General features: G+C 58.8%; 10 protein-coding genes. 6 read left to right on the top strand and 4 right to left on the bottom strand.

The features are described 5' to 3' along the window. The first annotated feature begins 2 nt into the window (after positions 1-2). Positions 3-794, top strand: a complete 792-nt coding sequence (locus ACSQ36_RS23955) for an amino acid ABC transporter ATP-binding protein (RefSeq protein WP_436183844.1) — start codon at positions 3-5, stop codon at positions 792-794. 17 nt (positions 795-811) lie between these two features. Here ACSQ36_RS23955 and ACSQ36_RS23950 read toward each other — a convergent pair whose 3' ends face one another. Both ACSQ36_RS23950 and ACSQ36_RS23945 read right to left on the bottom strand, forming a co-directional pair. Further along, positions 812-1,252 (bottom strand): hypothetical protein, encoded by a 441-nt coding sequence (locus ACSQ36_RS23950; protein WP_436183843.1) that lies wholly within the window; start codon positions 1,250-1,252, stop codon positions 812-814. 367 nt (positions 1,253-1,619) lie between these two features. Continuing rightward, a complete protein-coding gene (locus ACSQ36_RS23945) occupies positions 1,620-2,591 on the bottom strand; it encodes a GlxA family transcriptional regulator (RefSeq protein WP_436183842.1) in 972 nt (323 codons plus the stop codon). Between the two features lie 352 nt (positions 2,592-2,943). Between ACSQ36_RS23945 and ACSQ36_RS23940 the strand changes: the two genes are divergently transcribed. The 5 genes from ACSQ36_RS23940 (at position 2,944) to ACSQ36_RS23920 (ending at position 7,785) form a co-directional block, all read left to right on the top strand. After that, positions 2,944-3,630: an HD domain-containing protein gene (locus ACSQ36_RS23940; RefSeq protein WP_436183841.1), complete on the top strand. Its 687-nt coding sequence runs from the start codon at positions 2,944-2,946 to the stop codon at positions 3,628-3,630. A 221-nt stretch (positions 3,631-3,851) separates the two neighbouring features. Then, positions 3,852-4,727 (top strand): TauD/TfdA dioxygenase family protein, encoded by an 876-nt coding sequence (locus ACSQ36_RS23935; RefSeq protein ID WP_436183840.1) that lies wholly within the window; start codon positions 3,852-3,854, stop codon positions 4,725-4,727. 55 nt (positions 4,728-4,782) lie between these two features. After that, entirely contained in the window at positions 4,783-5,856 is a 1,074-nt protein-coding gene (locus tag ACSQ36_RS23930) for an ABC transporter substrate-binding protein (RefSeq protein ID WP_436183839.1), read from the top strand. Positions 5,857-6,058: 202 nt separating this feature from the next. Continuing rightward, a complete protein-coding gene (locus ACSQ36_RS23925) occupies positions 6,059-6,889 on the top strand; it encodes an ABC transporter ATP-binding protein (protein WP_436183838.1) in 831 nt (276 codons plus the stop codon). Next, on the top strand, positions 6,886-7,785 hold the full coding sequence (locus ACSQ36_RS23920) for an ABC transporter permease (RefSeq protein WP_213762233.1): 900 nt from the start codon (positions 6,886-6,888) through the stop codon (positions 7,783-7,785). The genes ACSQ36_RS23925 and ACSQ36_RS23920 overlap by 4 nt, the downstream gene beginning before the upstream one ends. A 619-nt stretch (positions 7,786-8,404) precedes the next feature. On the opposite strand, the gene ACSQ36_RS23915 is transcribed toward ACSQ36_RS23920, so the two are convergent. Together ACSQ36_RS23915 and ACSQ36_RS23910 are read right to left on the bottom strand one after the other, a co-directional pair. After that, a complete protein-coding gene (locus ACSQ36_RS23915) occupies positions 8,405-9,535 on the bottom strand; it encodes an IS110 family transposase (protein ID WP_436180774.1) in 1,131 nt (376 codons plus the stop codon). 1,198 nt (positions 9,536-10,733) lie between these two features. After that, a complete protein-coding gene (locus ACSQ36_RS23910; RefSeq protein ID WP_436183837.1) occupies positions 10,734-12,197 on the bottom strand; it encodes an OprD family outer membrane porin in 1,464 nt (487 codons plus the stop codon). Positions 12,198-12,384: the final 187 nt, after the last annotated feature.

Here is a 12,384-nt window from a genome sequence, read left to right as displayed (position 1 = left end):
CCATGAGCACGGCCGTGAATATGAGTATGAATGAGCCCATTGTTTCAGTCAGGCAACTGGCGAAGTCGTTCGGACCCAACCGCGTGCTGAACGGTATCGATATGGACGTGCAGCCGTCTCAGGTGATTGTGGTGATCGGGCCGAGCGGCTCGGGCAAGAGCACCTTCCTGCGCTGCCTGAACGGGCTGGAAACGGCCGAAGAAGGCACGGTCCGGATCTGTGGCCATGCGCTGGTGGACAACGGCCGGATGATCGATGAGAACGGCCTGAACCGAATCCGCCGGGATGTCGGCATGGTATTTCAATCGTTCAACCTGTTTCCGCATCTGACCGTGCTGGAGAACGTCACGCTCGCGCCGCGCTCGCTGGCCCGCGTGAGCGCGGCGGAGGCCGACGCCCAGGCGCGCGCCCTGCTGGCGAAGGTCGGGCTCGGTCATAAGGCAGACGTTTATCCGGGCACTTTATCCGGCGGGCAGAAGCAACGCGTGGCGATTGCACGGGCGCTTGCGATGCGCCCGCAAGTCATGCTCTTCGATGAACCCACGTCCGCGCTCGATCCCGAACTGGTCGGTGAGGTGCTGCAGGTCATGCAGGCTCTCGCGAGCGAAGGCATGACCATGCTGATCGTTACGCATGAGATGAATTTTGCGCGCGATGTGGCTGACACGGTCGTGGTGATGGACCATGGCAGCGTGATCGAGGCGGGACCGCCCGCACAGATTTTCGGGGCGCCGCGCGAAGCCCGCACGCGCAGTTTTTTGCAGGCGGTCTTGTCGCGCGAACAGGCGGCATGAGCAAAAACTTTAAGGCCTCAGGATGCCCCGGTCTCTGCCGGCCACGGCCAGCGGCTAAAACGCGATTCCGGTCTGGCTTCGTCTGACGGTGCTTGCAAACCTTCCGCAAACCATGCCACGTCGGTTCTGCGCTCCTTGACGTAACGCTCCCACCCCCGGGTATTGCCGGCGAAGAGATCATGCTGCACCGTCGACGCCAGCAATGACCGGTTCAGGTCTTCATCGAGCAGGGTTTTCGGCCAGAGGAAAAATGCCGCGGTCGCGCGTTCGTTCACCTGTTGTGGCGTCATGGCGGCATCGAGATATCCCAGCCATGTGAAACTGGCAAGCGAGTCCTCACGGGCAATCGCGTCGCCGAGCGTAGCGTGGCGCCGGTCGCTACGCGACAAGCACGACAGCGCCTCCAGCACATCGCCAAGATGCAGCAATAGCGCACGCCGTTCATAAGCATCTTTCATTAAAATCTCCAGATTCATTGGACCGGCTCCGAGCGATTCGAGAAGGAACCATGGCGTCGGCCAGATGAGGAAAAACGCTCTCGGATTGACAGGAAGGTGGGGCGGCCCCGGTCATTGTGTTGCGGTTTGACATGTCCAGAGAGTGTCGAAAAGACAGCAGCTCACTCGCGGATGCTCGTGTCTTGCATGAGCATGAAGTGGTCCAGCATACGGTAAGCGAGAACGCGAAACGCTCGGCCGGGGTTTGACCTCGCCATAGACGATCATCGCCCCGCGCGTGACGTGCGTTCGTGTGTTGCATCAAGTCGTCCGCGCCGAAGTGTCTGGAACACATGACGGCTAGGCAGCATGCGCCGGTGAGCCATTCTCAAACGTCCGCTCCGAGTTTCTGAAAGCTCAGACGATAATCATTCGGAGAGACCCCCAAGCGTTGCCGGAACACAATTCGCATGCGGTCCGCCGTTCCGAAGCCGCACTCGTACGCGATCGTTTTCAACGGCGTCGTGCTGCTTTCCAACGCGTTGCGCGCCGCATCAATACGCGCGCGCTCCACGAAATCATGCGGCGTCACTCCGGTCGCCTCGACGAACGCGCGCGCGAAATTGCGCTCGCTCATGCCCGCGATCTGCGCCAGCTTTTCCACCGTCATGCGTTCGCCAATATGCTCCATCACGTACGCCTGCACCTTGGCTGCGGGCGACGTCTCGTCGGCAGGCGCACTCAGGTACGGGCTGAATTGCGACTGGCCGCCGCGGCGCTGTGCAAATACCACCAGACGCTTGGCGACAGCGAGCGCAATACGCGGGCCATGATCTTCGGCAACAAGCGAGAGGGCAACGTCAATCCCCGCCGTCACGCCCGCCGATGTCACCAGGTTGCCGTCGCGAATATGAATACGGTCGAGCTCAACCTGGGCCAGCGGAAATTGCCGTGCGAGTTGCGGCGCATTTTGCCAGTGCGTTGTGACATGACGCCCATCGATCAGACCGGCATGACCCAGCGCGAACGCGCCGGTGCAGATCGAACCGTAGCGCTCGCAACGAGAAGCGACGTCGCGCAGCCACGTGCTCAGGCGCGGATCGGGGGCATCGAAGGGCAGCCCGGGACCACCCGCCACGAGGGCGATATCGTAGCGCTGCTGCGGCTGCTCGCATGTCGTGTCCGCCAGCATTCGGGTGCCGTTCGATGCGCGCACCGGCGCATTGTCCGCGCTGACCAGCGTGATCGCGTACCCCGCATCCGGCGCGACGAAACCGTTCGCCTCGGCGAATACGTCGAGTGGACCCGCTACATCTAGCGCCTGCACTTGCGGAAAAATCGCGATAGCGACGCTACGCATGAAGTCATGCTCCTTTGTCCAGAGTTGGCGTGTCGACCGGAGTTAGCGCTTCAGCGCTTTACTCCGGTCCCATGCAATTGATTGCGGTCGACAGAGTTGGCGCTTACTCCGGCCACACGGAAAGGGCTGTTTTTTCACGCGTTTTACGCGCTTGGCAGGAGACGCCGTGCGGTTGGCAGACTTCGACGGACCCAATACATTGCGGCCGCGGCGGCGCGCGGCCACACTGAATTCGTCGTCCACCCTCTTTCGTTTCTCCCGATGACCCGCCCCGAGCAGCGCATTTTAGCAAGGTGTTCTCGGCATCGAACGCGGGATCGTGGAGAAGCCCAACACTCAAGGAACATTGAACATGACTACCACCATTGCAGGCATCCGCATTCCCGACAGCGCCATGGCGCGCGCGGCGACCGAACTCGTTCGCGATACCGAGCCGGACCTGCTGTATAACCACTCGCGCCGCGTGTTCCTGTTTGGCGCGCTGACCGGCGAACGGCGTCAGTTGGCCTACGACGCGGAACTGCTTTACATAGGGGCCATGTTCCATGACATGGGCTTGATCGACGCGTACAGCAGCCCGAATGATCGCTTCGAAGTGGACGGTGCAAACGCCGCGCGCGACTTCCTCAAGAGTTATGGCATTGGCGAGTACGACATAGAACAGGTTTGGGATTCAATCGCATTGCACACCACGCCGGGCATTCCGCAGCACAAGAAGCCGGTGGTCGCGCTGGTCACGGCGGGCGTGGAGATGGACGTGCTCGGACTCGCTTACGACGAGTTCACCGAGTCCCAGCGCAAACAGGTCATCTCCGTGCATCCGCGTGAGGTGAACTTCAAGGAGGGGATCATCGATGCGTTCGCTCACGGCACCATCAAGAAGCCGGAGACCACGTTCGGCAACGTGAAGGCCGATGTCCTCGCACTCAAGGACCCCACCTACAAACGCCTCAATTTCTGCAGCCTGATCCTCGGGTCGTCGTGGAATGACAGCGCGGCGGGTTGCGCTCATTGCAGCGACCCGGCGCATAATCATTGATCGTTTGGCGAGGCGGAATCGCCGCTCCTCCACTGGAGCGGCCCGTTTATCGTTAAAACAGATAAGCGTATAGGATTTGGTTCGTTGACCTTGTTCGCACAGGATTTTAGATTCGGGGTCTAACCAGGGTTTGCGCGGTGTGTTTTTTGGCGCATCCCGCCGCTTGAATTCAAGCGTTCCCGCCCCGAATTGACGCTCCTAATCGAACTAACGAGTCCCGCGTGACGACCTTATCCCCACACCAGACCATCGAGATCACGCCGTTTGAAAGCTCACCGTTGGGTGCTGAAGTAACAGGTCTCGACCTGAGCCAGCCGCTTGCCGACGAAGATTTCAAGCGCATTCACCGCGCTCATCTCGACCATCACGTGGTCGTGTTTCGCGACCAGCGGATCACGCCCGACCAGCAAATCAGCTTCAGCCGCCGTTTCGGTCCGCTGCAAATCCACGTGCTGCATCAGTTCCAATTGACCGGCCACCCGGAGATCCTGATCGTCTCCAATGTGATGGAAAACGGCAAGCCGATTGGTCTCGGCGATGCCGGGCATTTCTGGCATTCGGACCTGTCGTACAAGGAAACACCGAGCCTCGGTTCCTTGCTGCACGCACAGGAATTGCCTGAGGAAGGCGGCGACACGCTGTTCGCCAACATGCATCTGGCATGGGATACGCTGCCACAAGCGCTCCGCGACGCCGTTGAGGGGCGCTCTGCCGAGCACACCTATCTGGCGAAATACGCCGAGTTGCAAAAGCGCAGCCCGTGGCGCCCCAACCTCTCCGCCGAACAGATCGCGCAGGTCAAACCGGTCGTTCATCCGATCATTCGCACGCATCCGGAAAACGGCCGCAAGGCGCTGTTCGTGAGCGAGCATTTCACCACGCGCGTGATCGGCCTGCCCGAAGACGAGAGCCGCGACCTGCTGCAAGCCCTCTTTGAACACAGCGTGCGCGACGAGCATATCTACCGGCACGTATGGCGCGAGCACGACCTCGTGTTCTGGGACAACCGCTCCCTCATGCATCTCGCAGCGGGCACGCCTGACCATCTGCGCCGGAAGATGTATCGAACGACAATCGAAGGCGATACGCCGTTCTGAGCGTCCTTAGACCCTGTTTCACATTCAATTCTAAAAACACTTCTTCGGACTTTCGATGCCGCTTCCGTTCTCACTTGCGTCCCTCTCCCGGCGGGGACCAGGGGGTTCCCGTTCGTCGCTGCGCTCGCTCACTGCGGCGTTTGTTTCCTTATCCGTCGCCATCTCGTCGCTTGCCGCAGCCATGCCCGCGCACGCCGAGGGCACCATCAGAATCGCGGAACAGTTTGGCGTGGTGTATCTGCTGCTGAACGTCGCGCGCGACCAGAACCTGATCGAACAGGAAGGCAAGAAAGCCGGCATCGATATCAAGGTGGACTGGCTGAAGTTATCGGGAGGATCGGCGGTCAATGACGCCCTGTTGTCCGGTTCCATCGATATCGCAGGCGCCGGCATCGGGCCGCTGATGACGATCTGGGATCGCACGCACGGCAAGCAGAACGTCAAGGGCGTGGCCTCGCTGGGCAACCTGCCGTACTACCTCGTATCGAATAATCCGAACGTGAAGACCATCGCCGATTTCACGGAGAAAGACCGCATTGCGGTGCCGGCGGTATCGGTGTCCGTGCAATCGCGCGTGCTGCAGTTCGCCGCCGCGAAGCGCTGGGGCGACAAGGACTACGATCGCCTGGACAAGCTGACGCAAGCCCTTCCGCACCCGGATGCCGCCGCGGCGATCATTGCCGGCGGGACGGAGATCACCGGGCACTTTGGCAATCCACCGTTCCAGGAGCAGGAACTGGCGGGCAATCCGAAAGCGCATATCGTGTTGAATTCCTACGATGTCCTCGGCGGCCCAGGCTCGTCCACCGTGCTCTACGCGACCGAAAAATTCCGCGATAACAATCCTAAGACGTATCGCGCATTCATCGCCGCGCTCGCGGATGCCGCGCGTTTCGTCTCGGCGAATCCGGAAGCGGCTGCGGATACCTATATCCGCGTGAACAATGCCAGGATTGATCGCAAGCTGCTGATCGGGATCATCAAGAACCCGGACACGCAGTTCAAGATCACGCCGCAAAATACGCTTGGGCTCGCCCAGTTCATGTACCGGGTCGGCGCGATCAAGAACGAGCCAAAGTCATGGCAAGACTATTTCTTCGCCGATCCGGCGCTCGGCAACGGAAGCTGAAGCTGCCTGCCGCATGGCCCCGTTTTAACAACGCCCGCAGCGCCAGCGGGCGTTTTTTCGATCATCGCCCGAACATACGATTACGGCACTGGAACGGCAAAACCGTCGCTTATGCGTCGGCGTGTTTTGAATATGCGCAATGATTGGTTCACGCGCGCGCGACGCGCCGCTAAGGTCGTGTTTTATGCATATACGCACAGCCATGGCCGCCAATCCTACCGTTCTTTATCCGCCGCCCGGGCACAGTGATTCTCCCGCGACGAGCGCCAGGCTTCTCACCGTCGATAAAGTCAGCCTCGAGTACCGCACCCGCGAGCGCATCGTGCGCGCGACGCACGAGGTCAGCTTCGACGTGTATGGCGGCGACCGTTTCGTGCTGCTCGGACCATCCGGTTGCGGCAAGTCAACGCTGCTTAAAGCGGTCGCTGGCTTCATTGAACCGACCGCGGGAACGATCCGGATCGACGATAAACCCGTGCGAGGTCCCGGTACGGATCGCATTGTTGTGTTCCAGGAATTTGATCAGTTGCCGCCGTGGAAAACCGTGCTCCAAAACGTGGCGTTTCCGTTGCGCGTAGGCAAGAAGTTGAGCCGCGCGGAGGCGCGCGAACAAGCGCTGCATTTCCTCGATAAGGTTGGCCTCTCTGCTTTCGCCGATGCCTACCCGCACACGCTTTCCGGTGGCATGAAACAGCGCGTGGCGATCGCTCGCGCGCTGGCGATGCAACCCCGCGTGTTGCTGATGGACGAACCGTTCGCCGCGCTCGACGCCCTCACGCGCCGCAAGATGCAGGAGGAACTGCTGCGCTTGTGGGAAGAGGCAAGTTTCACGCTGCTGTTCGTCACGCATTCGATCGAGGAGGCGCTGATTGTCGGCAACCGCATCTTGCTGCTGACACCGCATCCTGGCCGGGTTCGCGCCGAATTGAACAGCCACCAGTTCAACAAGGACAGCTCGGGGCGCACCGACTTTCAGCAAAGCGTTGCGCGCATTCATCGATTGCTGTTTGAAGACACGGGGGCGGTTCAATGAGCACGCCCACCATCCCCTCGTTGGAACCTGCCGCGCTCGTGCCACCGGTTCGCGAAGAATACGAACGGATTCCCGAACCGCTAAAGGATGTCGCCGTAGAAGTACCGTTACCGTTCGGCAAGCGGCTTTCCAACCAGACGTGGTTACGCAAGGCGTTGATCGCTCTGGTGTTGATCGGGATATGGGAAGCGGCAGCGCGAGCGGTTGGCAACGATCTGCTGTTGCCCACCTTCACCGATACATTGACGGCCTTCGTACAAGGCATCTGGTCGGGCGAACTGATCGCTAAAACTGCGATCTCCCTGTCCGTGCTGTTGAGAGGTTATCTGCTTGGCGTGGCGCTGGCGTTCGTGCTGACATCGCTTGCCGTGTCTACGCGCTTTGGCCGCGACCTGCTGTCCATGCTGACCGCCATGTTCAATCCTTTGCCATCCATTGCGCTGCTACCGCTCGCGTTGCTGTGGTTCGGCCTGGGGACGGGAAGCCTGTTGTTCGTACTTGTGCATTCGGTGTTGTGGCCGCTCGCGTTGAACACCTACTCCGGCTTTCAATCCGTGCCGGAAACGCTGCGCATGACCGGCCGAAATTACGGGCTGAAGGGGCTTCGGCATGTGCTGCTGATTCTGGTCCCCGCAGCCTTGCCTTCGATCCTGGCCGGGCTCCGTGTGGGGTGGGCGTTTGCATGGCGAACGCTGATCGCGGCGGAACTGGTGTTCGGCGCCAGTTCCGGAAATGGCGGGCTCGGCTGGTACATCTTTCAGAATCGTAACGAGCTGTATACCGACAAGGTATTCGCAGGGTTGGCGGCGGTGATCGTGATCGGTCTGATCGTCGAGCATCTGGTGTTCGATACGTTCGAACGGCTCACCGTGCGTCGTTGGGGCGTGCAGCGTTAGAGGGTCTTGGAAGTTGTTGCGAAATTGGGTTTCGTTCGCACTACTTGGGGTTTGGGTTTACCGGTGCGGCTTAGGGCGGTGCTTTGGTCGTTGGAGTTGGTGGTTGAGGTCAGTGCCGAATTGCCAGGATCTTGGGGCGGCGGTTGGAGTCTATGCCGGGGTGGTCGGTTCTGGGGTTAGCGGTTGGGGTCAATGCCGGGGCGGTCGGTTCTGGGGTTAGTGGTCGGGGTCAATGCCGGGTTGGTGCTTTCAGCGTTAGTGGTCTGCAAGAGTCGGATTTTCTCTTTATCACTATTAGCCACTGTGCGTGGCGGCACGTCATTTCTGATATGACTTTCCGTGTCAACAGGTGTTTTTAGCTGTGGTCATCTTTTCTCTTCCTACAATTTCCTGAGGGCGGCGTAGCAGTAACACTCGACGGTGAATCAATCTGATATTCGCGGGTTGGTTACCGCATTACAGTGATCCGTCTCGTGAGCCTGCCGCTAACTTTGTGCGCAAGTCGGCGTGAACCGTTGATAAGCCGTTGCAAAGAAATGCCGCGGGTAACTCTGATGCCGGGCTACGCCGCCTTCAGGAAACTGCCTTTTCGATGATTGCAAAACTGTTTTTTGCTGGTTTAGACAGCCGCTCTGGAGTTGTTGATCGCCTGCTCCATGCCCAGACGGGCGATGTCCCAGATAAACCCGGCGAGTTCGCGAGCGATCGCGACGACCGCCACGTTTTTGAGTTTGCCCTTCGCCACCATTCTTCTAAAGCGCCCACACAGACGCAACTGCGCGTCCCAGGCGCGATCGATAATCACCTTGGGCACGCCCTCATGACGCTGCTGAATCTCGGGACTCACCCGGGCCGTATGCCGATAACTCCAGGCGGCCTCGATCAGCAACTTTCGCGCAAGCGAATTGCCCGTCTTGGTGATGCTGCCCTGGCGCCGGCTGCCCCCCGACGAGTATTCTGAAGGCGTTATGCCCAGCCACGCCATCAACTGCCGAGGATGGGCAAAGCGCGTCACATCGACGATCTCCGAGAGCAAGCCAACGGCGGTGGTGAACTTGATGCCGCGCATGGTTTGCAGGGCGAGCACGGCGGGATAAAAGCGCCACTGCGGCACCGCTTCGCGCAAGGCCGACTCAAGCCGCTCGCACTGCGCAAACCGGTCTTCGATCGCGCGGCGCAACTCGGTGAAGGCGAGGTCCTGCCATGCGTTGCCGAACGAGAACTTGCTGATCCAGCGTCGATGCGCCGGTCCCCAGTTCGCCGTGCCCGCGTATCGCACGGCGTGGGCGAGCAGGAACGATTTTAACGCTTGGCGGGCGCGTTTGAGGGCATCGCGCGTACTGGCCCAGACACGCGCAAGATCGCGAAATGCTTCGTCTTCGACGGTGGGCACATGCACGGCGCTGAGGTCGCCCGCGCGCAGTGAGCGCACGAGCTTGAGCGCGTCGCGGCGGTCGGTCTTCACGCGATCGCCGGCTTTGCGCGGGATCAGCGAGGGGGCGCACACCATGCACTCGAAGCCTTTGGCAGCGAGGCGGCGCTGCAGGTCATAGCCCAGAGGACCGGCTTCATAAACGATTTTTACGTGGCGAGCCTTGGATTGAAGCTTTTTGCATAACTGATCAATATCGCGAGAGCGCGTGCCGATCTTGCCGAGCACTTCGACTTCGCCGCTGCCCAGCGCGTAGGCAACTGTAATCGAGTCTTTGTGAACATCCAGTCCGACAAATAACGTGATATCGTTTTGCATGCTGGCCTCCGGGTTGGAAACAAAACCTATGAGTGACGGGTTCGCCCTCACTGTTACGGCTCTGGCACTATGCTAACCCGCGTGTTTTAGCTCTGCCACGGGGGCCAGCCCTTACTGCTCACGGAAGTCATACTAACTTTGTCCAAAGCGACAAAGAAACGAAGCAAAGAAAACGCTTTCAACCACGCTACCCTAAGTGTCCACAGCGTGCAGTTTTCATTCATAGGTGCCCCAAAAGCACGGTGCTCGCCAGAGCGAAGGATGTGTGAACCCCTCCTTCTCGCGAATCCTGACACGAACACGCTTCGCCCCGTACGCTCTCGGGCAAGCACGTGTGGCCAAGGAACCGGTACGGCCTCACGCGTCTTTTGGGGTGGCTGCTTGGTCGGCTCGCTTTTCTCGTGGTCACAGCTTGATCCACAGTCGCTCGACGTGACGCGTATTTACTCCCTCAGTCTTTGGTGAATTGGCTACGCGGCCTACACCGTTATTTTCGTCGGGTACGGCCTTACATACTTTGGGGCTTTATTATTTGGTAGTTGGCGGCGTGATTCGAGGTGCATACACATTTGGAGGGAGGTCGTCCGCGGATAGCGCGGGGTGCCCCTTGGCAGGTTCAATCACTGGTGGCGAAGCGTGTGGGTATCCGTGTTCGGAGAAGGAGGGTTTCAACTATCCGTGGCTCTGGCGAGCACCGTGCTTTTGGGGCACCCATGAATGAAAACTGCACGCTGTGGACACTTAGGGTAGAGCGGTTAAAGCGTTTTCTTTGCTTCGTTTCTTTGTCGCTTTGGACAAAGAAATGACGTGCCGCCACGCACAGTGGCTAATAGTGATAAAGAGAATATCCGACTCTCGCAGACCACCACGGCCGAAAGCACCAACCCGGCATAGACTCCGACCGCTAGCCCCAGAACCGACCACCCCGGCATTGACCCCTGACCCCTGACCCCTGACCACCAAACGCCAGCGGACCTCATCCCCCCAGTGCGAACGAAAACCAATTCCGCAATAACCTCTTAGCGCCAGGCCCCAAAAACCCGCCGAGGGGCACACCTGGCGGGCTGAACGCGCGGTTGAAAATCCACGCTTTATCGACTGGGTTGCATGCCGTGGAGCCACGCCCATCACGCCACTCACCGCATCCTTTTGGCCATTCAATGACCGTCGATTTTTTAAAATACCTTCAAAACACGCTTCAAAAAACATTAACCGGAACGTTCACCATCAAACGATAAACATCGCTACTGGAATCCGAATAGTACGTGCTGCCGTGGTGATGCATGTAATAGAACTTTGCAGTGGTTCCCTTCAGCTTTCCAGAGCCAAACGTATAGGAAGGAATGAAGCCAAACTCGTAATGGGTGCCATGAACCGGCTCGCCATTCTTCCAGTAGAGATCATGCAAGGCGTTTGAAGAATCGGCGTACCGATTCGCCATGTCCGAAGCATCCGCACCCCAACCATACGCGCTCCACAACGTCATTTTCAAACCCGGAACACCATACCCGCTCATGTTGACCGTGTAACTGAGTTGCAATGATTTTTCATGCGGCGCGTTGTAGTCGACGTCCAACGAATTCGCCAGATAATCGCCCGCGGACTGGCCGACATAATCGAAGAACTGATTGCTCGCGATCTGCTGGAATCCCACCGCTACCGTGTGCGCGTTATGCGTACCCGAGAGCAGCAAGCTATACGCGTGGTTATTGATGGAGCCTTCGCGACTCTGCCCAACGTCATGGGTGTAGTAATAAGTCAGACCGCCCGTCCAGCGGATCTGGGACGGATCCCCAATACTGCGCGAGAGCGACAGATAATATTGATCCCACACATTTTCAGCACGACTTCCATATAACGACACGGCTGTATCGTCGTTAGGCGTATAGTCACCGCCCGCAAACGTGAAGCGGCTGAAGTGCGTTCCACCATACTCGGTCGACAACGACGAGACGCTGGTCTGACCGCGTGCCAGCACCGCGTCCACACTCCCCGCCTTCAGCGTCAGGTTCTTGATCTCATCGCTCGCGAGGGAAACTCCCCGGTAGGTGGGCGGCAATGCGCGGTTATCGTGAGGAACGAGAAAGGGGCTATCGAATAACTGTTGACCATATTTAACAACCGTATTCGATACCCGCGCTTTCACGTCCCACACGCCCGGGTAGGTCCAGGCAAGCTGATTCTGCCCGCTTTGCCCGTCGTGATTCAAATGCACGCGGTTACCGGCGCCTTGACCGCCATTCAGCTTGAACGCACTGAACAACGACGCGTCAAAACCGACACCGAATAATCCCCGCGTATACCCCGATTCAAATACCGCCTGATTGGCAAGAACGGAAGCGTCCTTCTTCTTGATACCCTCTGATTCGAAGTGTTCGGTATAGTTGCGAAACAGAAGGTTAAAATGTGAATCTTCGATAAACCCCAGGGACTTCGCCTGATTACTGATCGGCGCATTCGCCTCGGAATTTGGCGGGGAACTCGGAGGTGCCTCAGTATGACGTGTTTCAACATCATCATCGTCTGCAAAAGCAGACATGGCCGGGTTCATCAAACCAGTGAAAACAATTAGAGATAGAGCGAGTGAACGCTTTTGTTGTTTCATGTGCTTGTCTTTTAATTCTAACGGGCGGCGAGTAAATAGGCCGATGGCCGTTCTCATATAATTTCAGCGCGAGCGGAAAAGCTCACGCCGGGCTCGGAACGACTCACCGGAGGGTTGTGACAGCAGGAACTACTGGGACTACCGGGACTACGAAAACTTCACGATCGAGCGAACGACTCCCCGGCCCCCGTCAAGAACGGGGACCATCAGGTTTGGCCGGGGAGTGTCGAAACGACCGTTAAAT

Source organism: Caballeronia sp. LjRoot34 (assembly GCF_964253815.1).
Taxonomy (GTDB): Bacteria; Pseudomonadota; Gammaproteobacteria; order Burkholderiales; family Burkholderiaceae; genus Caballeronia.
Note: the sequence above shows the minus strand (reverse complement) of the source record. Positions and strands in the feature narration are given on the sequence as shown.

Coding starts and splice junctions, on each gene's coding strand:
- ACSQ36_RS23955 (WP_436183844.1), top strand. CDS start 3: ATGAGCACGGCCGTGAATATGAGTATGAATGAGCCCATTGTTTCAGTC.
- ACSQ36_RS23915 (WP_436180774.1), bottom strand. CDS start 9,535: ATGCAAAACGATATCACGTTATTTGTCGGACTGGATGTTCACAAAGAC.
- ACSQ36_RS23925 (WP_436183838.1), top strand. CDS start 6,059: ATGGCCGCCAATCCTACCGTTCTTTATCCGCCGCCCGGGCACAGTGAT.
- ACSQ36_RS23940 (WP_436183841.1), top strand. CDS start 2,944: ATGACTACCACCATTGCAGGCATCCGCATTCCCGACAGCGCCATGGCG.
- ACSQ36_RS23910 (WP_436183837.1), bottom strand. CDS start 12,197: ATGAGAACGGCCATCGGCCTATTTACTCGCCGCCCGTTAGAATTAAAA.
- ACSQ36_RS23920 (WP_213762233.1), top strand. CDS start 6,886: ATGAGCACGCCCACCATCCCCTCGTTGGAACCTGCCGCGCTCGTGCCA.
- ACSQ36_RS23950 (WP_436183843.1), bottom strand. CDS start 1,252: ATGAAAGATGCTTATGAACGGCGTGCGCTATTGCTGCATCTTGGCGAT.
- ACSQ36_RS23945 (WP_436183842.1), bottom strand. CDS start 2,591: ATGCGTAGCGTCGCTATCGCGATTTTTCCGCAAGTGCAGGCGCTAGAT.
- ACSQ36_RS23930 (WP_436183839.1), top strand. CDS start 4,783: ATGCCGCTTCCGTTCTCACTTGCGTCCCTCTCCCGGCGGGGACCAGGG.